The sequence below is a fragment of the Amycolatopsis sp. NPDC114478 genome (genome assembly GCF_055633805.1).
In genome coordinates this window covers 431,834-455,983 of record NZ_JBVKDO010000003.1, presented here as the reverse complement: position 1 = coordinate 455,983, position 24,150 = coordinate 431,834, and the positions used below count along the sequence as shown (strand labels likewise).

Sequence of the window (24,150 nt, the reverse complement as noted above, 5' to 3'; positions counted from 1 at the left end):
CCCGCTCTCGAGGTGCCACCAGCGACAACTCGGTGCGCGCGGGGGACGACCAGGTATGACGGACCAGACCGGAGGCGACCAGCCGCAGAAGACCGTGGCCGAGCTGCTCGCCCAGCACGGTGCCCAGGTCGACGGCAACCGCCGTCGCCGCCGGCGCGCGGCCGATGACGACGACGAGCCGGCTACCCCGGAGGCCCCGGGGCCGACCGGCTCGCACCGCCGTCCCGGCGTCGGCGACACCGGCCCGCAGGCGATCATCGACCGGGTCGCGTCGGAAGGCACGCCGCCCCCGCCGAACCGGCCCACCGGACGGCGTCGCGCCGAGCCGCCCGCTGCGCCGCCGCCCGCGCCCCGCGCGGTTCCGCAGGACTCCCAGCCGCTGCCGCGGCCGGTCCCGCCGCCTCCGCCGGCCCGGCCCGCGCCCGGCGGCGCCGAGTCCGGCCAGTACGCGCGCCCGCCGCAGCAGGAGCCGACCCAGTTCACCCGGCCGCCGCAGGAGTCCGGGCAGTTCTCGCGCCCGCAGGAGTCGGCGCAGCTGCCCGTGCCGCCGCGCGCGCCGCGGCGCCAGCCGCCGCCTCCGCAGCCGTCGCAGCAGCTGCCCACCCCGCCTCCGCAGCCGTCCCAGCAGCTGCCGGCGCCGCCGGCGGCCGAGGAGACCCGGGCCGTCCCGCCGGTCCGGCGCCGTCCCGCGCCGCCGTCGCAGCAGCTGCCGGTCCCGCCGCCGCAGCCGTCGCAGCAGCTGCCGACGCCGCCGCCCGGCGGTCCGCTCTCGGCCCGGCTCGACGGCCTCAACGGCACCCCGGACGCCGACATCGACGTCCCGCCGCCCCCGATGGCCAGCGGGACCTTCTCGCCGCCGCCGCCGGCCGCGCCCGGGCGCCCGCGCCGGGGCCCGGCGCGCCGTCCGCAGCCGCAGCAGGAGGCCTACACCGAGCAGTTCGACGCGGTCCGGCACGAGCAGCAGCCGCCGCCGGCCCCGCCGGCGAAGCCCGACGAGCCGTCGTCGCCGGGTGGGCTCGCGAACTGGCGCAAGCGCCGGCAGAAGGAGCAGCTGGAGGACACCGAGATCGGCGTCATGCCGGTGGTGCCCGGCGAGACCCCGGACGACGGCTACCCCGAAGACGACTTCGAGCCGGACGGCTTCGCGCCGGAGGGCAGCGGCTACCAGGCCGCGTACGACGCCGGCCCGCCGACGGGCGCCTACCCGCCGCCGATGCCGTTCGCGCCCGGCGACCGCGCGTCGCGGGCGCCGATCCCGGACGACCTGGCGCCCTACGAGCGCGAGTTCGCCGACGGCTACCCCGACGGCGGCCCGGACTTCGAGCAGGACGACTACGGCTACGAGCAGGCCGACGGCTACGAGGACGACGAGTACGACGACGTCCCGGAGCCGGTCGCGGAGCCGGAGCCCGCGACCTCGCCCGGCAAGGCGTGGCTGGCCCTGGCCGGCCAGCTGGCGCTCGGCGTCGTCGGCGGCGCGGCCGTGTGGCTGGGCTTCAACTGGCTGTGGGTGAACATCCCGGCGGCCGCGCTGGTGGCCGCGTTGCTGGTGGTGGTCGCGCTGGTCTGGATCGTGCGGAAGATCCGCCGCGCCGAAGACCTGCAGACGACCGTGCTGGCGGTGCTGGTCGGCCTGGTCGTGACGGTCTCGCCGGCGGCGCTGCTGCTCGTCGGCCGCTGACGCGCGGGGGACGCGGTGAGATCCGCGTCCCCTTCCGCGCGTGCCCCTGCTCCGCACCCTCGGTGACGAGGCAGGATGGCGCGCGTGACAGACGAGAAGCCGGTCCCCGTCGGGCTCAGCACGGCGTCCGTGTGGCCCCTCAAGGCCGGGACCGCCTTCGAGCTCGCCGCCGAGCTCGGCTACGACGGCGTCGAGGTCATGGTCTGGGCCGACGCGGTCAGCCAGGACGTCAGCGCCCTGCGCCGGTGGTCGCGCCGGACCGGGGTGCCCGTGCTGTCGATCCACTCGCCGTCGCTGCTGATCACCCAGCGGATCTGGTCGCCCGATCCGGTCGTGCGGCTGCGGATGTCCGTCGAGGCCGCGCAGGAGCTCGGCGCGCGGACCGTGGTGGTCCACCCGCCGTTCCGGTGGCAACGCCGCTACGGCGACGCCTTCGGTGATCTCGTCGACGAGCTGGAGGACTCCAGCGGGATCGAAATCGCCGTCGAGAACATGTTCAAGGTGCGTCCGCCCGGCGGTTCGAAGAATTCGCGCGTCTCCGCGTTCCGGCCGTCGATCGACCCGACGGACGTCGGTTTCCGGCACTACACGCTCGACCTGTCCCACACAGCGGCAGCCCGGATGGACGCCCTCGCGCTCGCCGAGCGGATGGGCGAAGGCCTCTCGCACGTCCATCTGGCGGACGGCACCGGCGTCCCGAAGGACGAACACCTGGTGCCCGGGCGGGGTGGCCAGCCCTGCACCGAACTGCTGGAGAAGCTGGTCAGCAGTGGTTTCGCCGGGCAGATCGTGCTGGAGATCAACACCCGGCACGCCGCCACCGGCGCCGAGCGGGTCCGTGATCTCGCGGAGGCATTGCTGTTCGCGCGTTTCCACCTCGGGCAGTAATTGCGCACGTTCACCACGGACACGACTACTCCCGGGTCCATTTACCCGGGCCGAACACGTAAAGTTCGGACCGTGAAACCGTCGCGCTCGCTGATCGTCACCTGCCCGGATTTGCCCCTTGGCACGGCGCGTTCGTGAGCGGAACGGACGGCACCGCCGTGTCCTTCGAGACGGCGAGTGCGGCGCGGTCGCTGGGGGACGGCACCTTCACCGCGGTGCTGCGTGCGGAGTGGGCCATCGGCTCGCACCCGCACGGGGGTTTCCTGCTGGCCCTGCTGGCCAAAGCGGCGATCGCCGCCCTCCACGAGCGCGGTGAGCCGCACGCGGAGCCGCTGGTGGTCAGCGCGGAGTTCCTGCACGCGCCCGCGCTGGGCCCGGTGCTGCTGCGCACGGACGTCCGCAAGGTCGGCCGGCGCGCGACGGTCGTCGAGGTCCGGCTGGAGCAGCGGGGCCGCAGCTGCGTCGAGGCGCGCGTGACGACCGGCCGGCTGCCGATGCGCCGGCCGGAGTGGACGGACGTGCCGTCGATGCCCGCCGAGCCGTCCCCGGGCGCGCTCGCGATGGCGGAGAGCACGGAGGGCCCGTTCAACCTGGCCAAGGGCTGCGAGGTCCGCCTCGACCCGGCGACGGCGGGGTACCTGGCCGGGCGCACGGGCGAGCCGCCCCGGATGCGGCTGTGGGTGCGGCCGCGCCACGGGCTGGTCGACCCGTACTTCACGCTGCTGGCGTCCGACGTGAACCCGCCGGTGGTGATGAACCTCGGCCGCATCGGCTGGGCGCCGACGGTCCAGCTGACGGCGCTGCTGCGGACCCGGCCGGCACCGGGCTGGCTGCGGGTGGTGGTGGAGTCCCGCTCGGTGCACGAGTCGTGGTTCGACTCGGACGCCACGGTGGTGGACTCCCAGGGGCGGCTGGTGTGCCAGGCCCGGCAGCTGGGGCTCGCCCCGGCACCGGGCGCCTGAGGCGCGTTTGGCACGCTTTACGCCATGACGGTCATCGCGGTGCTGGGTGCGGGAAAGATCGGCGAGGCGTTGCTCTCGGGGCTGCTGCACGGCGGCCACGAGCCGGGCGACCTGCTCTTCACCGAGCGGTACCCGGCGCGCGTCGAAGAGCTCACCGCGCGCTACGGCGTCCGCGGGGTCGAGGTCGAGGAAGCCGCCAAGCACGCCGATGTCCTGGTCGTCGCCGTGAAGCCGCAGGACATCGACCCCGTGCTCGACGAGCTGGCGCCGCTGCTCGGCCCGAGCTCGCTCGTCGTCTCGCTGTGCGCGGGCCTGCCGACCTCGCTGTACGAGCGCCGGCTCGCCGAGGGCGTCCCGGTCGTCCGGGTCATGCCGAACACGCCGATGCTGGTCAACGAGGCCATGAGCGCCATCTCCGCCGGGCGGCACGCCACCGCCGAGCACCTCGCGGTCGTGCGCGACCTGCTCTCGCACGTCGGCCAGGTCGTCGAGGTGCCCGAGGCCCAGCAGGACGCTGTCACGGCGTTGTCGGGCTCCGGGCCGGCGTACTTCTTCTACCTGGTCGAGGCCATGATCGACGCCGGCATCCTGCTCGGCCTGCCGCGCGCGCTGGCCGGGCAGCTGATCATCCAGTCGGCCGTCGGGGCGGCGAAGATGCTCGCCGAGTCCGAGGAGCACCCGGTGCTGCTGCGCGAGGCCGTGACGTCGCCGGCCGGGACGACCATCAACGCCATCCGCGAGCTGGAGAAGCACGGCGTCCGCGCGGCCATGCTGGCGGCCATCGAGGCGGCCAAGGACCGGTCGGTCGAGCTGGGCAAGGCTCACGAAGGCTGACGCGGCCGCCAGTCCGCCGCCCAGGCGTCGAGCTGGACCAGCGTCCCGAACAGCGAACGGCCCTGCTCGGTGAGCGAGTAGCCCTCGGCGTTCCCGACCAGGTCGGCCTCGCCCAGTTCGCGCAGCCGCGTGGCCAGCACACTTGACGAGACGCCGTCGCAGCGCTGCTGGAGCGCGCGGAACGTCAGAGCCGAGTCGCGCAGCTCCCAGAGGATCCGCAGCGTCCACCGCCGGCCGAGCAGGTCGAGCAGGGCCATGATCGGGCGGCCCGTCGTCGAACCGCGGACCGGGTGGCCGGGTAGAGGCGTCGTCATTGCTTTCCTTTCCGAAGCGCCGATGTTAGCGTGCCGGGTATGCCTCTGAAATCGAAGCAGCCGCGGATCGCGCCCCTCGAGCCGCCGTTCGACGGCGGTACGGCCGACGTACTCGACCGGCTCGGACCGCCGATCGCGCTCTTCCGCGTCTGGGCCCGCCGGCCCGAGTTGGCCCGGGGTGTCGCGGACTGGGGGCGGTACTACTTCTCGCGGCAGTCGGCGCTGACCGTCCGGCAGCGTGAGCTGGTCATCGATCGGACGACGGCACTCTGCGGGGCCGGCTACGAGTGGGGCGTCCACATCGCCACCTTCGCCGAGAAGGCCGGCCTCGACGCGGCGCAAATCCGTTCGCTCGCCGTCGGCAGCCCGGCCGACGAGTGCTGGGACGCGAGCGACCGCGCGGTCCTCGAAGCCGTCGACGAACTCCACGCCACCTACGACCTCGCCGACGGCACCTGGGCGGCGCTGGAAGGCGCCGTCGGCCAGGACGGCGTACTCGACCTGCTGCTCGTCTGCGGGTGGTACCACGCCGTTTCGTTCACCGTCCGGGCGCTGCGGCTGCCCCTCGAGCCGGGGACCGCCCGCCCGGATTCGCCGTAATGGGCGATTCCTGCGGTCTTGCACGCGCGGGTGGCTGTGCGTTAGCGCAGGTAGGAGCCCATCTCGGTGACAGGCGTCGCATTAGTCCCACCAGTCCCGCTACTCTCGATAGAGCACGTGCGTGTCGATACCACAGGTGGGGAAGCCTCGTGGCGCGACACGTGTCGAAGGACGCGGTAAACATGTCGCCGAACAAGAAGGAGGATCTGCCGGCTGTCGGGCAGGTCCAGTTCCTGACGGTCGCCGAGGTGGCCACGCTGATGCGGGTCTCCAAGATGACCGTCTACCGTCTCGTGCACTCGGGTGAGCTGCCCGCCGTCAGGGTCGGGAAGTCCTTCCGGGTGCCGGAAAAAGCAGTGCACGAGTACCTCCAGGGCGCTTACTACGACGTGGGTTGATCCCCGTCGCGGCCGGCGGTACGTCGCCCTACGACGTGCCCGCCGACCGGCCCGCCCCGGGTGCCGGGTAACCTGGAAAACCGCTCGTGCCTGTGCGCTCCACCCGTTGGACGCTGCGCCGGGCAGCGTGACCGACGACGACCTAAGGAGCGCCCATGGGCTCTGTGATCAAGAAGCGCCGCAAGCGCATGTCGAAGAAGAAGCACCGCAAGCTGCTTCGCCGCACGCGAGTGCAGCGTCGCAAGGCCGGCAAGTAAGACCCAGCCGTGCGCAGCCGTGGCCCGTCCAGTCTCTGGACGGGCCACGTCCATGTGGTGGGCCGGTTCCCCCCGTTCGAGTGAGGCGTTCGTCGCTTTCCGGGGAACGGCGGTTAATAGCACGTAAGACACCCCGGAGCTACCACTGATGAGCGGTAACATCTCAAGGGCGTCCGCGCGATGCTTCCAGTGGGTGCAGGCCCGCGCACACCGGGTGATCGTCCACCCCCACCACGCCCTACGCCGCAGGGAGTCGCATGCCGTCGAACATCGTGCTCGTCACCGGGGTCGCCGGCGAACTGGGCGGGAAACTGCTCGCCCGGCTGGGCAACAACCCCGACTTCGAGCGGGTCATCGGCGTCGACACGGTGGCACCGGACAAGACGGTGCTGCAGCGCATGGGCCACGCCGAGTTCGTCCGCGCGGACATCCGGAACCCGCTGATCGCCAAGGTGATCAGCACGGCCGAAGTGGACACGGTCGTGCACGCGTCCTGCACCGCGCACCCCGCCGGGCCGGGCCGCCGCAGCGCGATCAAGGAAGTCAACGTCATCGGCACCATGCGGCTGCTCGCCGCGTGCCAGCGCTCGCCGCTGGTCAAGAAGCTGGTGGTCAAGTCGACGGCGGCGGTCTACGGCGCCGGCGCCCGCTCGCAGGCGGTGTTCACCGAGGACTCCGAGCTGATCCCGACGTCGTCCAGCGGGTACGCGAAGGACGCCGTCGAAATGGAGGGTTACGTGCGCGGCCTGGTGCGGCGCCGGCCCGACATCACCACGACGTTGTTCCGCTTCGCCAACATCATCGGCCCCGAGACCGACACCGTCCTTTCGCGCTACTTCGCGCTGCCGGTCGTGCCGACGGTCTTCGGCTTCGACGCCCGGATCCAGCTGCTGCACTCCTCGGACGCGCTGTCCGTGCTGGAACGCGCGACCCTGACCGACAAACCCGGCGTGTTCAACGTGGGCTCGGAGGGGGTACTCACGCTCTCGCAGGCGATCCGGCGAGCGGGCCGGGTCGAGCTGCCGATGCCGCGGGGCGTGGTGCCGTCGGTCGGGAAGGTTCTGCGCGGGGCGCGCGTGGTCGACTTCTCGGCCGACCAGGTCCGGCTGTTGAACTTCGGCCGGGTCGTCGACATCACCAAGCTGAAGGAAGAGTTCGGCTACACCCCGCGGTGGACGACGCGTGAGGCGTTCGACGACTACATCGCCGGACGCGGCTTGAGGCCGGTGCTCGACGGCGGGAAGCTGGCGGGCTTGGCCGGAAAGGTGCTCGTGGCGGCAGCCACGGGACAGAGCCGATGAGCAGACCGCACGACTTGGACGACTTCGGAAGCGAGGCGGAGACGGTGGGCGGTGCCGAGGCGCAGGTCATCCCCCTGCACGGACCGGGCCGGGAAAAGCCGGAAACCGAACGCGACCTCCGTGACGGCGGAGCCGCGCGGGTGGACGCCCCGGTCGTCGCCTTCCCCGGCGCCGAGCGGGAAGAGACGCCCGAGCCGCTGTCCGACGCCGCGCGCTCGGCGCTCGGCTTCATCCGCGACCGGCTGACCGGCGACTACACCGTCGACGAGTTCGGCTTCGACGCCGAGCTGACCGACGCGGTGTTCCTGCCGCCGCTGCGTGCGCTTTACAAGAAGTGGTTCCGCGTCGACACGTACGGCGTCGAAAACCTGCCGGCGTCCGGTGGCGCGCTCCTGGTGTCCAACCACTCCGGCACGTTGCCGCTCGACTCGCTGATGACGGCGGTCGCCGTCCACGACGAGACCGGCGGCCGGCACCTGCGCGGCCTCGGCGCGGACCTGGTGTTCCAGGTGCCGCTGGTGGGGTCGTTCGCCCGCAAGTCCGGCCAGACGCTGGCCTGCAACGCGGACGCGGAACGCCTCCTGCGCGGCGGCGAGCTGGTCGGCGTGTGGCCCGAGGGGTTCAAGGGCGTCGGCAAGCCGTTCTCGTCCCGCTACAAGCTGCAGCGCTTCGGCCGCGGCGGGTTCGTGTCGGCGGCCCTGCGCGCGGGCGTCCCGATCATCCCGGTGTCGGTGATCGGCGCGGAGGAGATCTACCCGAAGCTGGGCGACATCAAGGTCCTGGCGCGGATGCTCGGGCTGCCGTACTTCCCGGTGACGCCGTTCTTCCCGATGTTCGGCCTGCTGGGCGCGATCCCGCTGCCGACGAAGTGGAGCATCGAGTTCGGGACGCCGATCCGCACCGACGAGTTCGAGCCGGAGGCGGTCGAGGACCCGATGCTGGTGTTCCAGCTGACCGACCAGGTGCGGGAGTCGATCCAGCAGACGCTCTACCAGCGGCTTTCGCAGCGGAAGTCGGTCTTCCGCGGTTGACGGGCGGACGCCTCAGCGGCGGCGGTAGGCCATGCCCGCCGCCACGGCGCCGGCCAGCGCGCCCGCGCCCAGCACAGACGGCACGCCGATCTTCGCGGCCTTCCGGCCCGTCCGGAAGTCGCGGATCTCCCAGCCGCGCGCCCGGGCGACGTCGCGCAGGCCGCCGTCCGGGTTGACCGCCACCGCCGTGCCCACCGCGGACAGCATCGGGATGTCGTTGGCCGAGTCCGAGTACGCCGTGCAGCGCTTGAGGTTCAGGCCCTCGCGGGACGCCAGGGCCCGCACCGCGTGCGCCTTCGCGCGACCGTGGAGCAGGTCGCCCACCAGGCGGCCCGTGTACACACCGTCGCGGGTCTCGGCCACCGTGCCGAGCGCGCCGGTCAGGCCCAGCCGGCGGGAGATGATCGCCGCCAGCTCGATCGGGGTCGCCGTCACCAGCCAGACGCGCTGGCCCGCGTCCAGGTGCATCTGGGCCAGCGCGCGCGTGCCGGACCAGATCTTGTCCGCCATCAGCTCGTCGTAGATCTCTTCGCTGATCGACGTCAGCTCGGCCACCGTGCGTCCGGCCACAAAGGACAGTGCGCGCTCGCGGTGGGTCTTGATGTCCTCTTTGTTCTCGCGGCCGCCGAGGCGGAACTTGATCTGGCCCCAGACGAATCCGGCCAGGTCCGACGACGTGAAGAACTTGCGCGCCGCCAGCCCGCGCGCGAAGTAGAAGATCGACGCGCCCATCATCATCGTGTTGTCGACGTCGAAGAACGCGGCCGCGGTGAGGTCCGGCGGTGCGGGCGGGGCGGGGGGTTCGGCGACCACGCGGGCGTGGGCGGCCTCGGCCGACGCCTCGCCGGCCAGCGCGGCAAGCCGTTCGAGCTCCTGACTCTTGTCCTTGCCACGCCAAGCTGACACGTACACCGCCTCCACGTCTCCTTCGCACAGCGTAGCGAGCCGCCCACGGTGCCGTCGCAGGTGTGGCCCGGACCTCAGCCGATCACGATCGGCGGCAGGCCCGGGAGCAGCGGCGGGACCGAAATGAGCGGAGGCGGGGGCGTGGTCGAGGTCACCGGGGGCCGCGGCGGGGTCGTCGTCGGCACCTGGCCGTACACGGGCGGCGGCGTGACCCCGCCGGTCGGCGCGGGCAGGCCCGGCGTCGACGCGGCGTTCGACGGCGGCAGCTGCGTGCCCGTCGGCACCGGCGCGGTGCTCTCGGCCGACGACTGGGGCGAGGCCGACGTCGGCTCGCCGCCCGAGGACGGCGCCGGCCGCTGCGTGCACTCGCCGGTCGCCGGGATCAGGCCCAGGTCGTCCGACGTCCCGGTGGTGATGCGGTAGCAGTTCAGCCGCGCGGCCAGGCCGCTCGTGCGCTCCTGGACCTTGCCGAGCAGGTCGCGGACCTCTCCGAACACCGGGGCCGAGCCGGCCGGGAGCGCCGCGAGCCGGCCTTGCTGGTTGCGGGCCCACAGCCGGACGTCGGACAGCGCCTGCGCGCCGCCGCCGTCGCTGGTCGCCACGGCCGCCATCTGGGCGACCCCGGCCTTGAGGTCGGCCGCGAAGTCGTCGTACGCCGTGCGGTAGTCGGCTTCGCTCGCGCCTTCCGAGGCCAGCTCGCTCAGCTCGGTGACGCGGTTGGTCGCGAACTCCAGGTGCTTGCGGGCCTTGGCCTCGTCGCCGAAGGTCAGGCTCAGCGCCGTCGACTCCCCGGCGCGCTTGACGCCGTAGAGCGGGTCGCCCGGCAGCGCGTTGCGGGAGAGCACCAGCGTCAACCCGGAGAGGACGAGGAAGAGGAAGAGCGCGGCGGCCACCAGGTCGGCGGTCCGCGGCCGCCACCTCCGACGCGGGGTGGCCGCCGCCGTCTCCAGGCGGCCCGCGATCTCCGCGCGGATCCGCTGCCGGGTTTCCAGGTCCGGGGCCCCGGCCGCACCGAGCTCGCGCAAGGCACCGACGAGCGCCAGCTCGTCGGCGAACTCGCCGTCCCGGCGTACCGGGGACGGCTCCAGGGCACGCGCGAACCGATCGATCTCGGCTCGCTCACGCGCAAACCTCACTGCGCTGCTCCATCTCGGGCCGGTGACCGGTCCTGACACCGGTCTCGCTGGAGTAACGATTAAGAAGCCGTCAGGGTTACCGGTTTCGGTCGACGGGCAGAAAAGTTCGCGGGATCAGCGCAATCCGGTGGGCAGGAGTTGTGCCAAACGGCGTACCGCGCGGTGCTGGAGCGCCTTGATCGCGCCCTCGTTGCGGTTCATGATCTGCGCCGTCTCCGCCACCGACAGGCCCTGCAGGAACCGCAGGATGATGCATTCCCGCTGGTCATCGCCCAGTTCGGCGACGCAGCGGAGCAGCTCGGTGCGGGTCGCGCGGCTGATCGCCTCCTGCTCGGGACCCACCTGGACGCTCGCGCCGACGCTGAACGGCGCCGAGCCCGGCTCGGTCACCTCGTCGGTGACGACCTCCAGGCGGAACCGGCTCGACTTCACGTGGTCGAGCACGAGGTTGCGGGCGATGGTGACGAACCAGGCGCCGACGTCACGGCCCTGGTAGCTCACCGACGTGATCCGGCGCAGCGCGCGCAGGAACGTCTCGCTCGTGACGTCCTCGGCGAGGTCGCGGTCGCCGAGGCGAAAGAGCACGTACCGGTAGACGACGTCGACGTAGCGGTCGTAGAGCCGGCCGAACGCGGAGGAGTCGCCGTCCTGCGCGGCGCGCACCAGGTCCCAGGCCTCGGCCTTGGCCGCCTCGGCGCGCTCTTCGTCGGCCGCCTGCCTGCTCAGCGGCACGGACGCCGAGCGCCCGAAGACGCGCTCGGCGAACATGAAGACAGGCCCGCGGCTCACGGCGGTCGGCACGGTCATCGGGCGGCACCTCCGGCGGCGAAGCTGGCCCAGCGGGCCACGGTACCCCCGGAACTGCGGCGAGCAGGGGCCTGCCGGCTCGCGTGCCCCACGACTTCGTGGGCAAGCAAGTTCGTCACGGCGACTCCCTCTCTCCGGTCGTGGTGGTGATCACCGCCACCCCCACGACGCAGTGCAGCATACGTGTAGTTACCGCGAAGTAGGTAGTGGCTCCGGGGTTGTGCAGACGCGACGCTCGCGGTCAGCACCCATGACGTCGCTCCGAATGACAGACTTGCAACGGTTTGGGCCGGGCGAGGAGAGGTGGATCGCGGGTGAGTGCTCCAGAGGGGACGCAGTCGGGGGTCGGCGGGCTGCTCACGCGGGCCGCGGCGACGTGGCCGGACCACGCGGGCGTCCAGGAAACCGGCACCGGGCACGGCCTGACGTACCGCCAGGTCGAGGCGGCCGTTCAGGCGCAGGCCGGGCGGCTCGCGGGCGCCGGCGTCGAGCCCGGCGACCGGGTCGCGCTGCGGCTGCCGACCTCGGTGGACTTCGTGGTCGCGTTCTTCGGCGCGCTGCGCGCCGGGGCGATCGTCGTGCCGATGTCGCCGCAGGCGCCGGGACCCGAGCTCGAGAAGCTCCTCGCGCACAGCGGTGCCAAGGTTGTCATCAGCCGCGACGCCGACGCCGAGCTGCCGGACGTCGTGACCGGTCTCACTCCGGAATCCGACCCGGATGGAGCAGTCGAATCCGTCGATGCGGGCCGGGCCGGGGAGGACATCGCCGTCGTCTCCTACACCTCGGGCACCACCGGCCCGCCGCGCGGCGTGATGCTGTCGCACCGCGCGCTGCTGGCGAACCTGGCGCAGATCGGCCAGGTCGAAGGCGCGCTGGAGCACGACGACCGCGTGCTGATCACCATTCCGCTCTTCCACGTCTACGGCCTGGGCCCCGGCCTGCTGCACGCGGTCGCCGTCGGCGCGACCGCGGTGCTGTCGGAGCGCTTCGAAGCCCAGCGCACGCTGGACGACTGCGCCGAGCACGGCGTCACGACGATCACCGGCGTCCCGACGATGTACACCGAGTTCGCCGCGCTCGGCACCGACGAGCTGCGCGGGAAGCTGACCACGGTCCGGCGGATGACGTCGGGTGCCGCGCCGCTGCACCCGAAGGTGCTCGGCGCGATCCGCGAGGCCACCGGCCTCGACGTCTTCGAGGGCTACGGGCTGACCGAGTGCGCGCCGGTGGTGACGTCGACGCTGGTCACCGGCTACCCGAAGCCCGGGTCGGTCGGGCGGCCGCTGCCCGGGGTCGAGCTGCGGCTGGTCGACAGCGACGGCACCGACCAGGCCGTGCCGCTCGACCCGGACGACGTCGACGACGTCTTCGAGGCCGAGGGCGAGACCGGGCTGGTGTCGATCCGCGGCGCCAACCTGTTCTCCGGCTACTGGCCCGACGGCGGGCACGGGCCGGACGCCGAGGGCTGGTTCCGCACCGGCGACGTCGGCTACCTCGACGTCGACGGCGACCTGCACCTGGTCGACCGGGCCAACGACCTGATCATCGTCAACGGCTTCAACGTCTTCCCGCGCGAGGTCGAGGAGGTCATCGGGCAGCTGCCCGAGGTGGCGGAGGCCGCGGTCGTCGGGGTCGTGGACGAGCGAAGCGGCGAAGCGGTCAAGGCGTTCGTGGTGCCGGTGGCCGGGGCGTCGCTGTCGGAGCAGCAGGTCGTCGACCACTGCGCGGCCCACCTCGCGGGGTACAAGGTGCCGCACGCGGTCGAGTTCGCCGAGTCGCTGCCGCATTCGGCGACCGGCAAGCTGCGCCGGATGCGGTTGCGGTAGTAAGGACGGCATGGCGCACGAAGTGACGGTCATGGGCCGCGACGGCTGCCACCTCTGCGAGGTCGCGGAGGCGGAGGTCGCCCGCATCTGCGGCGAGCTGGGGGTCCCCTGGCGCGCGGAGGACGTCGACACGGACCCGGAGTGGCGCGCGGAGTACGGCGACCGCGTCCCGGTGATCCTGGTCGACGGCGCCGAGCACGGGTACTGGCGCGTCGAGGAGGACCGGCTGCGGAAGGCCCTCGCCTGAAGCCGTAACACGTCCGTAAGCCACATCGGGCAGCCATCCGGAGCGAGTGCTCCGAAGATGGAGGCGTGAGCACTCTGCAGGAAGCGCCGCCCGAAGCGCCCCGGCGGCTTTCGCTGCCCGTCGCGACCCTCATCGGGCTGCTCGCGCTGGCGGCCGCCCTCGGCGTCGGGCACCTCGTCGCCGGCTTCGTCGGGTACACCGCTTCGCCGTTCATCGCGGTCGCCAACTACGTCATCGACCACAGCCCGACCGCGATCGTGAAGTGGGCCGAGCGGACGCTGGGCACCTGGGACAAGCCGGTCCTCAAGATCGGGCTGGCCGTCGTGCTCGTGCTGCTCGCGCTGCTGGCCGGCCAGCTCTCGCGCCGGACGCCCCGCGCCGGGCAGATCCTGGTCTTCCTGCTCGGCGCCGCCGGCGTCGCCGCCGTGTACGCGCGCAGCGACCTCGGGCAGGTCTCGCTGCTCGCGCCGGTGGCCGCGCTCGTCGCCGGGCTCGCCGTGTTCACCGGGCTGCACCGGCTCGCGCTGCCCGTGGACGTCGTGCACGACCGCGGGTTCGACCGCCGCAAGTTCCTCCGGGCCGGCGTCGGGGTCGTGGCCGGTTCGGGCGTCGCCGCTGTCGTCGGGCAGGTGGCCGGGACCAGCAAGAACGCCGAGGACTCCCGGGCCGCCGTCGGGCCGCTCGCCCCCGCCCGGACCGCGCCGCCGCTGCCCGCGGACGCCGACTTCGCGAAGCTCGGCTCCCCGCCGTTCATCACGCCGAACGGCGACTTCTACCGCATCGACACCGCGCTGGTCGTCCCGCAGATCCGGACCGAGGACTGGAGCCTGAAGATCCACGGGATGGTCGACCGCGAGGTGACCTTCTCCTACGCCGACATCCGCAACCGGCCGCTGGTCGAGCGACGCGTCACGCTGACGTGCGTGTCCAACGAGGTCGGCGGCCCGCTGATCTCGAACGCCACCTGGCTCGGCGTCGACCTCGTCGACCTGCTCGACGAGGCGGGCGTGCACCCCGGCGCCGAGCAGATGTTCGCCACCAGCGTCGACGGCTGGACGTGCGGCACGCCGGCGAACGTCGCGCTCGACCCGCAGCGCGGCGCGATGCTGGCGATCGGGATGAACGGCGAGCCACTGCCCATCGAGCACGGCTTCCCCGCGCGGATCGTGATCCCCGGGTTGTACGGGTACGTGTCCGCGACGAAGTGGGTCCAGTCGCTGGAGTTCGCGAAGTGGGATGACCGGCAGGCGTACTGGCTCAGCCGTGGCTGGGCCGAGCAGGGGCCGATCAAGACGGAGTCCCGGATCGACACCCCGAGCGGCTTCGCGCGCGTTCCGGCGGGCAAGGTCCGGCTGGCCGGCACGGCGTGGGCGCAGCACACCGGCATCGCGAAGGTCGAGGTCCGGCTGGACCAGGGCCCGTGGCAGCCGGCGGTGCTGTCGGCCGAGGTGAGCAAGGACACCTGGCGCATGTGGTGGATCGAGCTGGACGTGCCGAAGGGGACGCACCAGGCGGCCGTCCGGGCGACCGACCAGGACGGCTACACGCAGACGGAGAACCGCGCCGACCCCGTCCCGGACGGCGCGACCGGCTGGCACTCGGTGAGCCTCGACGCGAGCTGACCGCGACCGGCGCGGCGGAGCCGTTCACCGCCTCCGACGGCCCGTTCGCCGCGCGGTGAAGATCCGCGGCCGGACGCCTCGACGCGAGGTGGCCGCCCGAAGTGCGTTGTCCGGCAAGGATTCTGACGCGGTGTCATGATCGCGGGCCCCGTCCCGGGCGCCGGGAACCGCCTCCGACCAGTGACTTTGTGCGCGCGTTCACAAGTGGTCTACCGTAGGACCATCGCCCCCGGGCGGTCCGCATCGAACCGGACCCCGTGCCCTGGGTCAAGACACAGTTCGGAACGGCCGTGGCGATGGCCGCCGGGTGCACAGCTTCATTTCGAACAGCGGGCAGGAGACGACGGCGTGGTGACACAGCGGGGGAGGCGCGACGCGGCGGACTCCCCGGGCCGGGCGCCGCGACGGCCCCGCCGGCAAGCCACCCCGGACGCCGACAACGCCCCCACCGCCGAGATCCCGGCGGTGCCCGCCGGGCGCAACGGCGATGCCCCCGAGGCCGTCCGGGCGAAGTCGATTCCGGAAGCCGCGGTCGCCCGCCTCGCCGTCTACCTCCGCGTGTTGTCCGGAATGTCGGAACAGGGCGCGACGACCGTTTCGAGTGAAGAACTCTCGCAGGCGGCTGGAGTCAATTCCGCGAAATTGCGCAAAGACCTCTCGTACCTGGGTTCCTACGGCACCCGGGGCGTCGGCTACGAGGTCAGCGTCCTGGTCAGCCAGATCGAACGCATCCTGGGCCTGACCCGGCAGCACAAGGTGGCCGTGGTCGGGATCGGCAACCTGGGCCACGCGCTGGCCAACTACGGCGGCTTCCCGGGGCGCGGTTTCCCGGTCGAGGCCCTGTTCGACCTGGACGCGGACCTGATCGGCGTGCCCGTCGGCGGCCTCCCGGTGTCGCACATGGACGACATCCCGCGGATCTGCGCCGAGCGCGGCATCTCCATCGGCGTGATCGCCACGCCGCCGACCGCCGCGCAATCGGTGTGTGACCGCCTGGTCGCGGGCGGTGTCCAGTGCATCCTCAACTTCGCCCCGGTCGTGCTGCAGGTTCCTGCTCACATCGAGGTCCGCAAAGTGGATTTGGCCGTCGAGCTGCAGATACTCTCGTTCCATGTGGCCCGCCGCGCGGATGACGCCGCCGGCAATCAGGGCAATTCCGGATTACCCGGGACAGGCCTTCCGTCCGAGAATGGGAAGGGCGGCCGGAACGGTTCGGGTCCGGACGGCGGACGGGAAGTGGTGGTGCGCTCATGAGCGTGTTGGCGGTCGGTCTTTCGCACCGGAGTGCGGAGCTGAGCACGCTGGAGCGCGTCGCGATCCCCGCGCCCGAGATCGGCAAGGTGCTCGACGAGCTGCAGCAGGCCGAGCACGTCAGTGAGGTCATGCTCGTCTCGACGTGCAACCGGATCGAGGTCTACGCGGTCGTCGAGACCTTCCACGGCGGCCTCAACGACGTCTCCGAAGTGCTGTCCCGCCAGGCCGGGATGGAACCCGCGGAGCTCTACGACAGCCTGTACGTGCACTACGCCGGCGCGGCCGTCGAGCACCTCTTCTCGGTCACCTCGGGCCTCGACTCGATGGTCGTCGGCGAGACGCAGATCCTCGGCCAGATCCGGTCCGCCTACGCCACCGCGCGCGAGGCCGGCACCGTCGGCCGCACGCTGCACGAGCTGATCCAGACCACCCTGCGCGTCGGCAAGCGCGTGCACACCGAGACCGGGCTCGACCAGCTCGGCGCGTCGGTCGTGTCCGAGGCACTCGCCGCGGCCGGGGACCTCGCCGGCAAGCACGCGGTCATCGTCGGCGCCGGCTCGATGGGCGCGCTGAGCGCGTCGCAGCTGCGCAAGGCCGGGATCGGCGAGATCACCGTCGCCAACCGGACCGACGCCCGCGCCCGCCGCCTCGCCGCGAACGTCACCGAGCAGGGCGTGCCGGCCCGCGCGATCCCGCTGTCCGGGGTCGCCGACGCCGTGCGCGACGCCGACGTCGTGATCTGCTGCACCGGCGCGCAGGACGCCGTCTTCGGGCCGGACCACGTGCTGCCGCGCGGCGGCCGCACCCTGGTCGTCTGCGACCTCGGCCTGCCCCGCGACGTCGACCCGGCGGTCGGCGAGCTCGCCGGAGTGCGGGTCGTCGACCTGGCCACCATCCAGCGCCGGATGCGCGAAGCCGGCACCCCGACCACCGAGCGCCAGACGGCCAAGGCGACCGGGATCGTCCTCGACGAGGTCCGCGACTACCTCGCCGGGCAGCGCAGCGCCGAGGTGACCCCGACGGTGACGGCCTTGCGCCGCCGCGCGGCGGAGGTCGTCGACGCCGAGCTGCTCCGGCTGGACAACCGCCTGCCCGAACTGGACGGCGCGGTCCGCGAAGAGGTCGGCCGCACGGTCCGCCGGGTGGTCGACAAGCTGCTGCACGCGCCGACCGTGCGCGTCAAGCAGCTGGCTGCCGAGACGGCCGAGACCGACTACGCGAACGCGTTGCGAGAACTGTTCTGCCTCGACCCGCAGGCACCCGCCGCGGTGGCGAGCCCGAAGCCCCCACCAGAGAAGAAGTAGCAGTGACCAGAGTCATTCGCATGGGTACACGTGGGTCGAAGCTCGCGCTCACCCAGACCGGGACCGTCGCCGACGCCCTGCGCGCCACCGGCGTCGAGGTCGAGATCGTCACGGTGACCACTCCCGGCGACAAGTCGATGGCGCCGATCGCGACGATCGGCGTCGGCGTCTTCACCTCCGCGCTGCGGGAAGCCTTGCTGCGCAACGAGGTCGACGTCATCGTCCACTCCTACAAGGACCTGCCGACCGCGCCGGAGCCGGGCATCACGCTCGCCGCCGTGCCGCCGCGCGAAGACCCGCGGGACGCGTTGATCGCGCGCGACGGGCTGACTTTGGGCGAGCTGCCGCCCGGCTCGACGGTGGGCACCGGCGCCGCCCGGCGCACCGCTCAGCTGCGCGCGCTGGGTCTCGGTTTGGAAATCGTGCCGATTCGCGGCAATATCGACACCCGCATGCGCAAGGTGACCGACGGCGAGCTCGATGCCGTGGTGCTCGCGCGTGCCGGACTGGCCAGGGTCGGACTGGTCGAGGCGATCACCGAGACCCTCGACCCGATCCAGATGCTGCCCGCGCCCGCCCAGGGCGCGCTGGCGGTGGAGTGCCGGTCCGCCGACGTGGACATCGAGCAGCTGCTCGCGTCCACAGTGGACGACGAGGGCACGCGGGTCGCGGTGACGGCCGAGCGGGCCCTGCTGGCCGCGCTCGAGGCGGGGTGCAGCGCGCCGGTGGGCGCGCTCGCCGAGATCGTCGAAGATCTCGACGCCGAGGGCAAGGTCGTGGAACGGATCTCGCTGCGCGGCACCGCCGCGGCCGAAGGCGAGAACGGCGCGGTGGACATGGTCCGGGCCTCCGCGCTGGCCGACAAGGACCAGGCCGCCCAGCTGGGCAAGGACCTGGCCGCCGAGCTGCTGGACCTGGGTGCCGGAGTCTTCTCCGGCCCTGCTCAATAGCGCTCTCGCGAGCGCTTCGAAGAGACGTGTAGGAGACCTGCGTCCGTGCGATCCCGCACGGCCGCCGCAAGAGGAGAAACGCACAGATGACCCCCGCGCGAAAGACCACCGGGCGCGTAGCGTTCGTGGGCTCCGGCCCCGGCGACGCCGGCCTGCTCACGGTCCGTGCCCAGGAGCTGCTGACCAAGGCCGAGGTCGTGGTGACCGACCCCGACGTGCCGCAGGCGGTGCTGGCCATGGCCGCCGAGGGCGCCGAGGTCCGGCCCGCCGTCGGCGAGGCCGCCGAGGTCGCCAAGGACCTCACCGCCGAAGCCAAGGCCGGCCGGCTGGTGCTGCGCCTGGTGGCGGGCGACCCGCTGACCACCCCGGCCGTCGTGGCCGAGGTACAGGCGGTCGCGCGCACGAGCGCCGTGTTCGACGTCATCCCGGGCGTCTCGCCGGGCGCGGCTGTCCCGGCATACGCGGGCGTCGCGCTGGGCGGCACGCACACCGAAGTCGACGTCCGCGGCGACGTCGACTGGGCGGCCCTGGCCGCCTCGCCGGGCCCGCTGGTGCTGCACGCGACGTCGGCGCACCTGGCCGAGGCCGCGTCGGCGCTGACCGGCAACGGCGTCCCGGCGTCGACCCCGGTCGCGGTCACCGCGAACGGCACCATCAACACCCAGCGCACCCTCGACACCACGCTCGAGAAGGTCGCCAACGACGCGGGCGAGCTCGTCGGGCCGCTGATCGTCACGATCGGCCAGGCCGCCGGGCACCGCTCGAAGCTGTCGTGGTGGGAGTCGCGCGCGCTCTACGGCTGGAAGGTCCTGGTGCCGCGCACCAAGGAGCAGGCCGGCGAAATGGCCGAGCGCCTGCGCGGCCACGGCGCGACGTCGCACGAGGTGCCGACCATCTCGGTCGAGCCGCCCCGCAGCCCGGCGCAGATGGAGCGTTCGGTCAAGGGCCTGGTCGACGGCCGCTACCAGTGGATCGTCTTCACCTCCACCAACGCGGTCCGCGCGGTGTGGGAGAAGTTCGAGGAGTTCGGGCTCGATGCTCGGGCGTTCTCCGGCGTGAAGATCGCCTGCGTCGGCGAATCGACCGCGGCGAAGGTGCGCTCGTTCGGCATCATCCCCGAGCTGGTGCCGTCGGGCGAGCAGTCGTCCGAGGGTCTGCTGGCCGAGTTCCCGCCGTACGACGACGTGCTCGACCCGGTCGACCGCGTGCTGCTGCCGCGGGCGGACATCGCCACCGAGACGCTGTCGGCCGGCCTGCGCGACCGCGGCTGGGAGATCGACGACGTGACGGCCTACCGGACCGTCCGGGCCGCCCCGCCGCCCGCCGAGACCCGCGAGATGATCAAGACCGGCGGTTTCGACGCGGTCTGCTTCACCTCGTCCTCGACCGTGCGGAACCTGGTCGGCATCGCCGGCAAGCCGCACACCCGCACGCTGGTCGCGTGCATCGGCCCGAAGACCGCCGAGACCGCGGTGGAGTTCGGGCTCCGGGTCGACGTCCAGCCGGAGAAGGCGGACGTGCCGCACCTGGTGGACGCGCTGGCCGAGCACGCGGCCCGGCTTCGCGCGGAGGGCGCACTGCCGCCGCCGCGCAAGGCGAAGCGGGCCCGCCGCTCCTGAGGTACTGCGTGACGAAGGCCGCCCCGGTTCGCCGGGGCGGCCTTCGCTCGTTTCAGCTCGACCGCCTTTCTTGAACGCGATGATCAAGTGCGGCAAGGACGGGGCAACCAGGCCTGGATGACTTCGAGGGCGCGCTCCGGGGAGCCGGCCGCGGCCACCGCTTCGGCCAAGCGGTCCTCTCCGAGGTCGGCGTGCTGGTCGACCAGTTCGTCGAGGGGCACCGGCAGCGGTGGTGCGGCACCCGGGTGGAACCGGACGCCGACGAGCGGCGTGCGGGCCGGGAGAACCTCGAGCCGGGCCGAGCAAGCTGGGGGCGGCCGCCGAGGGGGAAGTGCAGCTCGACGCCGCCGGTCGGCAGGTGCCGCTGGACGTACGGCTCGTCGCCGGTGCGCTGGAACCAGACCGTCCGCACGAAGGGCGCCAGCCGCGGCACGGGCAGGCGTTCGCCCGTACCGAATCGTCCGCGCGAACCGGCGTCAAGCACCCTTGCGGAACCCCGGCGAAGCGCGCCGGAGTAACTTGGTAAGGGTGTTCCCCGAGCATCGTCCCCGCAGGCTCCGCACCACCCCGGCCATGCGCAGGCTGGTGGGTGAGACGACGCTGCGGCCACGCCAGCTGATCCTCCCGATGTTCGTCGCCGAAGGCCTCGACCAGCCGAAGGCGATCGCGAGCATGCCGGGCGTCGTCCAGCACACCCGGGACACCCTGCGGAAGGCCGCGGTCGACGCGGTCAACGCCGGTGTCGGCGGGCTCATGCTGTTCGGCATCCCGAAGACCCGGGACGCCGAGGGCTCCGGCGCGGTCGACGAGAACGGCATCCTCAACGTCGCCCTGCGCGACCTGCGCCAGGAGCTGGGCGACGCCACCGTGCTGATGGCCGACACCTGCCTCGACGAGTTCACCGACCACGGCCACTGCGGCGTCCTCGACGCCGACGGCGGGGTCGACAACGACGCCACCCTGCGCCTCTACGCCGAGATGGCCGTCGCGCAGGCCGAAGCCGGGGCGCACGTGCTCGGGCCGTCCGGGATGATGGACGGCCAGATCGGCGTCATCCGCCGCGCGCTCGACGAGGTCGGGCACAGCGACAAGGCGATCCTCGCCTACTCCGCGAAGTACGCCAGCGCGTTCTACGGCCCCTTCCGCGAGGCTGTCGACTCGCAGCTCAAGGGCGACCGCAAGACCTACCAGCAGGACCCGGGCAACGGCCGTGAGGCGCTGCGCGAGATCGAGCTGGACCTCGCCGAGGGCGCGGACATGGTCATGGTCAAGCCCGCGCTGTCCTATTTGGACGTCATCAAGGCGGCCGCCGACATCTCCCCGGTGCCGGTGGCCGCGTACAACATCTCGGGCGAGTACGCGATGGTCGAGGCCGCCGCGGCGAACGGCTGGCTGGACCGCGAACGGACCGTCCTCGAGGTGCTGACGTCGATCCGCCGCGCCGGCGCCGACCTGATCCTCACCTACTGGGCCGCCGAGGCCGCTGCCTGGCTGGACTGACGTACTAGAGTCCACGCGTGGATGACGAAGAGGACCGCACCGGTCTGACCGACGACGAACGCCGCAAGCGGGGCGGGGCGCCGGATCCGGTCCTGCCGGGCGAGCAGGCGCCGAAAGTGGACCCTCCCGGAACGGTGAAGTGGTCGTTCTGGCTGTGGATCGCCGGCGGCGTGGTGCTGATCCTGAGCTACGTCCAGCTGCTCAGCAGCAAGTCGGCGATCGTCGCGCAGGTCATCGAGGCGACGAAGGACCCGAAGTACTCCGCGCAGACGATCGCGGACGGGATCACGTCGCGGTTGTGGTACATGCTCTTCGGCTCGATCATCTTCGTGCTGCTGTTCCTGCTGTTCGCGTACAAGGCCCGCGAAGGCACGCGGTCGGCCCGGACGGTCCTCACGATCCTGCCGATCGTGATGGTGCTGCTGATCTTCGTGATCGCGCCGATCATCAACTTCCTGACGGTCATCGCGCTGCTCATCTTCATCGTCGCGATCTTCCTGATGTACACGAAGCCGGATTACTTCCCGAAGGTCGGCAAGAAGCCGTGAGCGACCGGCTCTACGCCGAGTCGGGCGTGAGCTGGGCCGCCCTCGTGTGGGGCCCGGTGTTCGCGCTGCTCGGCGCGCTCGCGGAGCTCGTCACGGGCGGTCCGGTGCACGTCGTGGGCTGGCTGATGGTCGGGTTCGGGCTGTGCGTCATCACGGTGCCGTGGGTGTACGCGCGCCGCCGGTTCCTGTCGCTGGAAGTGACGACGAAGCAGCTGCGCCAAGGCCGCGAGAAGGTCCCGGCGGACCAGCTGGCGTCGGTGACGGACGTGGGCGTGCCGGTGGGGGCGCGGGTCCTGGGCGGCGGCTGGACGGTGCCGCGCAAGTACGACTCGCTCCCGGTCGAGCTGGCGGACGGCACGGTCGTCCTGGCGTGGGCGAAGGACGTCGAAGCGCTGAAGGACGCGCTGGACCGGCTCGTCCGGGCGACGCCGAAGGAAGCATGAGAAAATCGCTTCCGTGATCGACCTCCCGCAGCCCACCGGGGCCGAGCTCTGGCCGCCGGAAGAAGCCGGCCCGCGCGCCCGGCTGCACAAGCCGTGGCGGACGCTCGTCGCCGTCGTGGAAATCGTGCTCGCCGTCGCCGCCGGCTGGGCCGCGTACGCCCTCTGGCACGGGGGCCGCGCCACCGTCGTCACGCGGACCGACGACGGCGCCGTCCTCGAGTCGCACCGGTACTTCGGGGGCATGCTCGCGGCCGCCATCGGGCTCGGCACCGTGGCCGCGATCCTGCTGGTCGACGCGGTGCGTCAGCTGCTGCTCGCCGTGCGTGCGCGCCACCGAGAACCGAAGGCCTGATACACAGCTCCCACACAGGGAACGAACAGTCAATTGCTAAACAGCGGCAGCAGGGTTGCCGCATGACGCGCGTGCGTGCCTCGAAGGCATGGGTGATCAACGGTGCTCTGGTCGTACTCCTGGCCGGAGCGGGTTTCGGGATATACCAGGCATTCAGCCCGGCATCGACCACGGCGCAGGCGCAGACGCGCAGCACCCCGGTGCGCCGCGCGACGGTCACCCAGACCATCTCCGCCGCCGGCACCCTCGCCAGCAGCTACACCGGCGCGGCGAACTTCGCGACGGCCGGCAAGGTCACCTCGATCGACGTCAAGGTCGGCGACGTCGTCAGCGCCGGCCAGAAACTCGCCACCGTCGACAGCACGCAGGCGGCGAAGCAGCTTCAGGTCGCCAAGGCGAACCTGGCGGTCGCGCAGGACAGCCTGAACACCGCCGAAGACGCCCAGAACACCCCGGCGACCGGCCAGAACTCCCAAAACTCCCAGAACAGCGCGCAGGCCGCCGCGAACAGCGTCACGTCGGCGCAGGCGAAGCTGGATCAGGCCCAGCTGGACGTCCAGACCGCCCAGCAGACCCTCGACAACACGACGCTCTACGCGCCGGGCGCCGGGACGGTCACCGCGGTCAACGGCGCCGTCGGCCAGCAGTCCTCCAGCGGCTCGGCGAGCAGCTCCCAGTCGTCGAGCAGCAGCAGCAACGGCAGCGGCCAGGGCGGACAGGGCTCGTCGAACAGCTCCGCGGCGAGCAGCAGCTCCAGCTCCGGCAGCGGCTTCATCACCATCACGAACATGACCGGCCTGGTCGTCAACACCTCGGTCGCCGAGATCGACATCAGCAAGGTCAAGACCGGCCAGAAGGCGACCGTCACGCTCAACGCGCTGCCGGACAAGCCGATCCAGGCCACCGTCTCGAGCATCAACCTGACCCCGACGACCAGCGGCAGCGTCGTCTCCTACGGCGCGCAGCTCGCGCTGACCGACCCGCCGGACGGGCTGCGGCCCGGCCAGTCGGCGAGCGTCGTCATCACCGTGGCGGAGGCGCAGAACGCGCTGAGCGTGCCGGCCGCGGCCGTGACGACGGCCGGCAACACGAACATCGTCACCGTCCAGCAGAACGGCCAGAACGTCACCCGCCAGGTGCAGGTCGGCATCCGCGGTGAGGCCACTGTGCAGATCACCTCCGGGCTGACCGAGGGCGAGAACGTCGTGCTCACCGCGACGGCCGCGACCGGCACCACCGGCGGCAACGGCCGCAACGGCACGGGCGGCACCGGCGGGTTCCCGGGCGGTGGGACCGGCGGCTTCCCCGGCGGCGGCACCCGCACCGGGGGCACCGGCGGCACGGGTGGCTTCGGCGGCCGCGGGTGAACC

26 protein-coding genes are annotated in these 24,150 nt (G+C 72.3%); 21 read left to right on the top strand and 5 right to left on the bottom strand.

Translation table 11 applies throughout. The annotated features are described in order from the left end of the window. Window positions 1-55 precede the first annotated feature (55 nt). The 4 genes from ACZ7OH_RS11095 (at window position 56) to proC (ending at window position 4,365) form a co-directional block, all read left to right on the top strand. A complete protein-coding gene (locus ACZ7OH_RS11095) occupies window positions 56-1,681 on the top strand; it encodes a hypothetical protein (protein ID WP_470280651.1) in 1,626 nt (541 codons plus the stop codon). A 75-nt stretch (window positions 1,682-1,756) separates the two neighbouring features. After that, window positions 1,757-2,569, top strand: a complete 813-nt coding sequence (locus tag ACZ7OH_RS11090; protein WP_470280650.1) for a sugar phosphate isomerase/epimerase family protein — start codon at window positions 1,757-1,759, stop codon at window positions 2,567-2,569. 134 nt (window positions 2,570-2,703) lie between these two features. Further along, window positions 2,704-3,531 carry a thioesterase family protein gene (locus ACZ7OH_RS11085; RefSeq protein ID WP_400901036.1) on the top strand — a complete coding sequence of 276 codons (828 nt, stop codon included), beginning with the start codon at window positions 2,704-2,706 and terminating at the stop codon, window positions 3,529-3,531. Between the two features lie 24 nt (window positions 3,532-3,555). Continuing rightward, complete coding sequence (gene proC, locus ACZ7OH_RS11080) at window positions 3,556-4,365, top strand: pyrroline-5-carboxylate reductase (RefSeq protein WP_470280649.1); 810 nt, start codon at window positions 3,556-3,558, stop codon at window positions 4,363-4,365. On the opposite strand, the gene ACZ7OH_RS11075 is transcribed toward proC, so the two are convergent. Beyond that, on the bottom strand, window positions 4,353-4,679 hold the full coding sequence (locus ACZ7OH_RS11075; RefSeq protein WP_400901032.1) for a winged helix-turn-helix transcriptional regulator: 327 nt from the start codon (window positions 4,677-4,679) through the stop codon (window positions 4,353-4,355). The two genes, proC and ACZ7OH_RS11075, sit on opposite strands and share 13 nt — an antisense overlap. Before the next feature lie 39 nt (window positions 4,680-4,718). On the opposite strand from ACZ7OH_RS11075, the gene ACZ7OH_RS11070 reads away from it, so the two are divergent. The 5 genes from ACZ7OH_RS11070 to ACZ7OH_RS11050 all read left to right on the top strand — a co-directional run bounded on the left by ACZ7OH_RS11070 (window position 4,719) and on the right by ACZ7OH_RS11050 (window position 8,266). Next, complete coding sequence (locus ACZ7OH_RS11070) at window positions 4,719-5,279, top strand: carboxymuconolactone decarboxylase family protein (RefSeq protein ID WP_470280648.1); 561 nt, start codon at window positions 4,719-4,721, stop codon at window positions 5,277-5,279. 182 nt (window positions 5,280-5,461) lie between these two features. Continuing rightward, window positions 5,462-5,677, top strand: a complete 216-nt coding sequence (locus ACZ7OH_RS11065) for a helix-turn-helix domain-containing protein (RefSeq protein ID WP_013222402.1) — start codon at window positions 5,462-5,464, stop codon at window positions 5,675-5,677. Between the two features lie 155 nt (window positions 5,678-5,832). Next, complete coding sequence (locus ACZ7OH_RS11060; protein WP_007030867.1) at window positions 5,833-5,934, top strand: 30S ribosomal protein bS22; 102 nt, start codon at window positions 5,833-5,835, stop codon at window positions 5,932-5,934. A gap of 257 nt (window positions 5,935-6,191) precedes the next feature. After that, entirely contained in the window at window positions 6,192-7,235 is a 1,044-nt protein-coding gene (locus tag ACZ7OH_RS11055) for an NAD-dependent epimerase/dehydratase family protein (RefSeq protein WP_470280647.1), read from the top strand. Further along, a complete protein-coding gene (locus ACZ7OH_RS11050; RefSeq protein WP_470280646.1) occupies window positions 7,232-8,266 on the top strand; it encodes a lysophospholipid acyltransferase family protein in 1,035 nt (344 codons plus the stop codon). Before ACZ7OH_RS11055 ends, ACZ7OH_RS11050 begins: the two co-directional genes overlap by 4 nt. Before the next feature lie 12 nt (window positions 8,267-8,278). On the opposite strand, the gene ACZ7OH_RS11045 is transcribed toward ACZ7OH_RS11050, so the two are convergent. From ACZ7OH_RS11045 to ACZ7OH_RS11035, 3 genes are all read right to left on the bottom strand, one after another. Further along, window positions 8,279-9,172 (bottom strand): HAD family hydrolase, encoded by an 894-nt coding sequence (locus tag ACZ7OH_RS11045; protein WP_470280645.1) that lies wholly within the window; start codon window positions 9,170-9,172, stop codon window positions 8,279-8,281. Between the two features lie 74 nt (window positions 9,173-9,246). Then, on the bottom strand, window positions 9,247-10,308 hold the full coding sequence (locus ACZ7OH_RS11040; RefSeq protein ID WP_470280644.1) for a DUF5667 domain-containing protein: 1,062 nt from the start codon (window positions 10,306-10,308) through the stop codon (window positions 9,247-9,249). A gap of 114 nt (window positions 10,309-10,422) precedes the next feature. Continuing rightward, window positions 10,423-11,115: a sigma-70 family RNA polymerase sigma factor gene (locus tag ACZ7OH_RS11035; protein WP_470280643.1), complete on the bottom strand. Its 693-nt coding sequence runs from the start codon at window positions 11,113-11,115 to the stop codon at window positions 10,423-10,425. A gap of 314 nt (window positions 11,116-11,429) precedes the next feature. Between ACZ7OH_RS11035 and ACZ7OH_RS11030 the strand changes: the two genes are divergently transcribed. The 7 genes from ACZ7OH_RS11030 to ACZ7OH_RS11000 all read left to right on the top strand — a co-directional run bounded on the left by ACZ7OH_RS11030 (window position 11,430) and on the right by ACZ7OH_RS11000 (window position 19,937). Beyond that, window positions 11,430-12,941 (top strand): AMP-binding protein, encoded by a 1,512-nt coding sequence (locus tag ACZ7OH_RS11030; RefSeq protein ID WP_470280642.1) that lies wholly within the window; start codon window positions 11,430-11,432, stop codon window positions 12,939-12,941. A 10-nt stretch (window positions 12,942-12,951) separates the two neighbouring features. Then, entirely contained in the window at window positions 12,952-13,188 is a 237-nt protein-coding gene (locus tag ACZ7OH_RS11025; protein ID WP_372671403.1) for a glutaredoxin family protein, read from the top strand. 65 nt (window positions 13,189-13,253) lie between these two features. Continuing rightward, a complete protein-coding gene (locus ACZ7OH_RS11020) occupies window positions 13,254-14,810 on the top strand; it encodes a molybdopterin-dependent oxidoreductase (protein WP_470280641.1) in 1,557 nt (518 codons plus the stop codon). A gap of 348 nt (window positions 14,811-15,158) precedes the next feature. Continuing rightward, on the top strand, window positions 15,159-16,064 hold the full coding sequence (locus ACZ7OH_RS11015) for a redox-sensing transcriptional repressor Rex (RefSeq protein ID WP_470280640.1): 906 nt from the start codon (window positions 15,159-15,161) through the stop codon (window positions 16,062-16,064). After that, entirely contained in the window at window positions 16,061-17,368 is a 1,308-nt protein-coding gene (locus ACZ7OH_RS11010; RefSeq protein ID WP_470280639.1) for a glutamyl-tRNA reductase, read from the top strand. Before ACZ7OH_RS11015 ends, ACZ7OH_RS11010 begins: the two co-directional genes overlap by 4 nt. Window positions 17,369-17,388: 20 nt before the next feature. Beyond that, a complete protein-coding gene (gene hemC, locus ACZ7OH_RS11005; RefSeq protein WP_400901010.1) occupies window positions 17,389-18,318 on the top strand; it encodes a hydroxymethylbilane synthase in 930 nt (309 codons plus the stop codon). A gap of 86 nt (window positions 18,319-18,404) precedes the next feature. After that, a complete protein-coding gene (locus ACZ7OH_RS11000; RefSeq protein WP_400901008.1) occupies window positions 18,405-19,937 on the top strand; it encodes a bifunctional uroporphyrinogen-III C-methyltransferase/uroporphyrinogen-III synthase in 1,533 nt (510 codons plus the stop codon). A gap of 83 nt (window positions 19,938-20,020) precedes the next feature. Here ACZ7OH_RS11000 and ACZ7OH_RS10995 read toward each other — a convergent pair whose 3' ends face one another. Next, window positions 20,021-20,158: a hypothetical protein gene (locus ACZ7OH_RS10995; protein ID WP_470280638.1), complete on the bottom strand. Its 138-nt coding sequence runs from the start codon at window positions 20,156-20,158 to the stop codon at window positions 20,021-20,023. 307 nt (window positions 20,159-20,465) lie between these two features. Between ACZ7OH_RS10995 and hemB the strand changes: the two genes are divergently transcribed. The 5 genes from hemB (at window position 20,466) to ACZ7OH_RS10970 (ending at window position 24,147) form a co-directional block, all read left to right on the top strand. Further along, the gene (gene hemB, locus ACZ7OH_RS10990) at window positions 20,466-21,437 is read left to right on the top strand and encodes a porphobilinogen synthase (protein ID WP_470280637.1); all 972 of its coding nucleotides are present in this window, start codon (window positions 20,466-20,468) and stop codon (window positions 21,435-21,437) included. A gap of 17 nt (window positions 21,438-21,454) precedes the next feature. Beyond that, on the top strand, window positions 21,455-21,985 hold the full coding sequence (locus ACZ7OH_RS10985) for a hypothetical protein (protein ID WP_470280636.1): 531 nt from the start codon (window positions 21,455-21,457) through the stop codon (window positions 21,983-21,985). Further along, the gene (locus tag ACZ7OH_RS10980; RefSeq protein WP_470280635.1) at window positions 21,982-22,428 is read left to right on the top strand and encodes a hypothetical protein; all 447 of its coding nucleotides are present in this window, start codon (window positions 21,982-21,984) and stop codon (window positions 22,426-22,428) included. Before ACZ7OH_RS10985 ends, ACZ7OH_RS10980 begins: the two co-directional genes overlap by 4 nt. Before the next feature lie 13 nt (window positions 22,429-22,441). Then, on the top strand, window positions 22,442-22,780 hold the full coding sequence (locus ACZ7OH_RS10975; protein ID WP_400900996.1) for a hypothetical protein: 339 nt from the start codon (window positions 22,442-22,444) through the stop codon (window positions 22,778-22,780). Window positions 22,781-22,842: 62 nt separating this feature from the next. Next, entirely contained in the window at window positions 22,843-24,147 is a 1,305-nt protein-coding gene (locus ACZ7OH_RS10970) for an efflux RND transporter periplasmic adaptor subunit (RefSeq protein ID WP_470280634.1), read from the top strand. Window positions 24,148-24,150: the final 3 nt, after the last annotated feature.

Coding starts and splice junctions, on each gene's coding strand:
- ACZ7OH_RS11095 (WP_470280651.1), top strand. CDS start 56: ATGACGGACCAGACCGGAGGCGACCAGCCGCAGAAGACCGTGGCCGAG.
- ACZ7OH_RS11090 (WP_470280650.1), top strand. CDS start 1,757: ATGGCGCGCGTGACAGACGAGAAGCCGGTCCCCGTCGGGCTCAGCACG.
- proC (WP_470280649.1), top strand. CDS start 3,556: ATGACGGTCATCGCGGTGCTGGGTGCGGGAAAGATCGGCGAGGCGTTG.
- ACZ7OH_RS11075 (WP_400901032.1), bottom strand. CDS start 4,679: ATGACGACGCCTCTACCCGGCCACCCGGTCCGCGGTTCGACGACGGGC.
- ACZ7OH_RS11070 (WP_470280648.1), top strand. CDS start 4,719: ATGCCTCTGAAATCGAAGCAGCCGCGGATCGCGCCCCTCGAGCCGCCG.
- ACZ7OH_RS11065 (WP_013222402.1), top strand. CDS start 5,462: ATGTCGCCGAACAAGAAGGAGGATCTGCCGGCTGTCGGGCAGGTCCAG.
- ACZ7OH_RS11060 (WP_007030867.1), top strand. CDS start 5,833: ATGGGCTCTGTGATCAAGAAGCGCCGCAAGCGCATGTCGAAGAAGAAG.
- ACZ7OH_RS11055 (WP_470280647.1), top strand. CDS start 6,192: ATGCCGTCGAACATCGTGCTCGTCACCGGGGTCGCCGGCGAACTGGGC.
- ACZ7OH_RS11050 (WP_470280646.1), top strand. CDS start 7,232: ATGAGCAGACCGCACGACTTGGACGACTTCGGAAGCGAGGCGGAGACG.
- ACZ7OH_RS11035 (WP_470280643.1), bottom strand. CDS start 11,115: ATGACCGTGCCGACCGCCGTGAGCCGCGGGCCTGTCTTCATGTTCGCC.
- ACZ7OH_RS11025 (WP_372671403.1), top strand. CDS start 12,952: ATGGCGCACGAAGTGACGGTCATGGGCCGCGACGGCTGCCACCTCTGC.
- ACZ7OH_RS11010 (WP_470280639.1), top strand. CDS start 16,061: ATGAGCGTGTTGGCGGTCGGTCTTTCGCACCGGAGTGCGGAGCTGAGC.
- hemC (WP_400901010.1), top strand. CDS start 17,389: ATGGGTACACGTGGGTCGAAGCTCGCGCTCACCCAGACCGGGACCGTC.
- ACZ7OH_RS11000 (WP_400901008.1), top strand. CDS start 18,405: ATGACCCCCGCGCGAAAGACCACCGGGCGCGTAGCGTTCGTGGGCTCC.
- ACZ7OH_RS10970 (WP_470280634.1), top strand. CDS start 22,843: ATGACGCGCGTGCGTGCCTCGAAGGCATGGGTGATCAACGGTGCTCTG.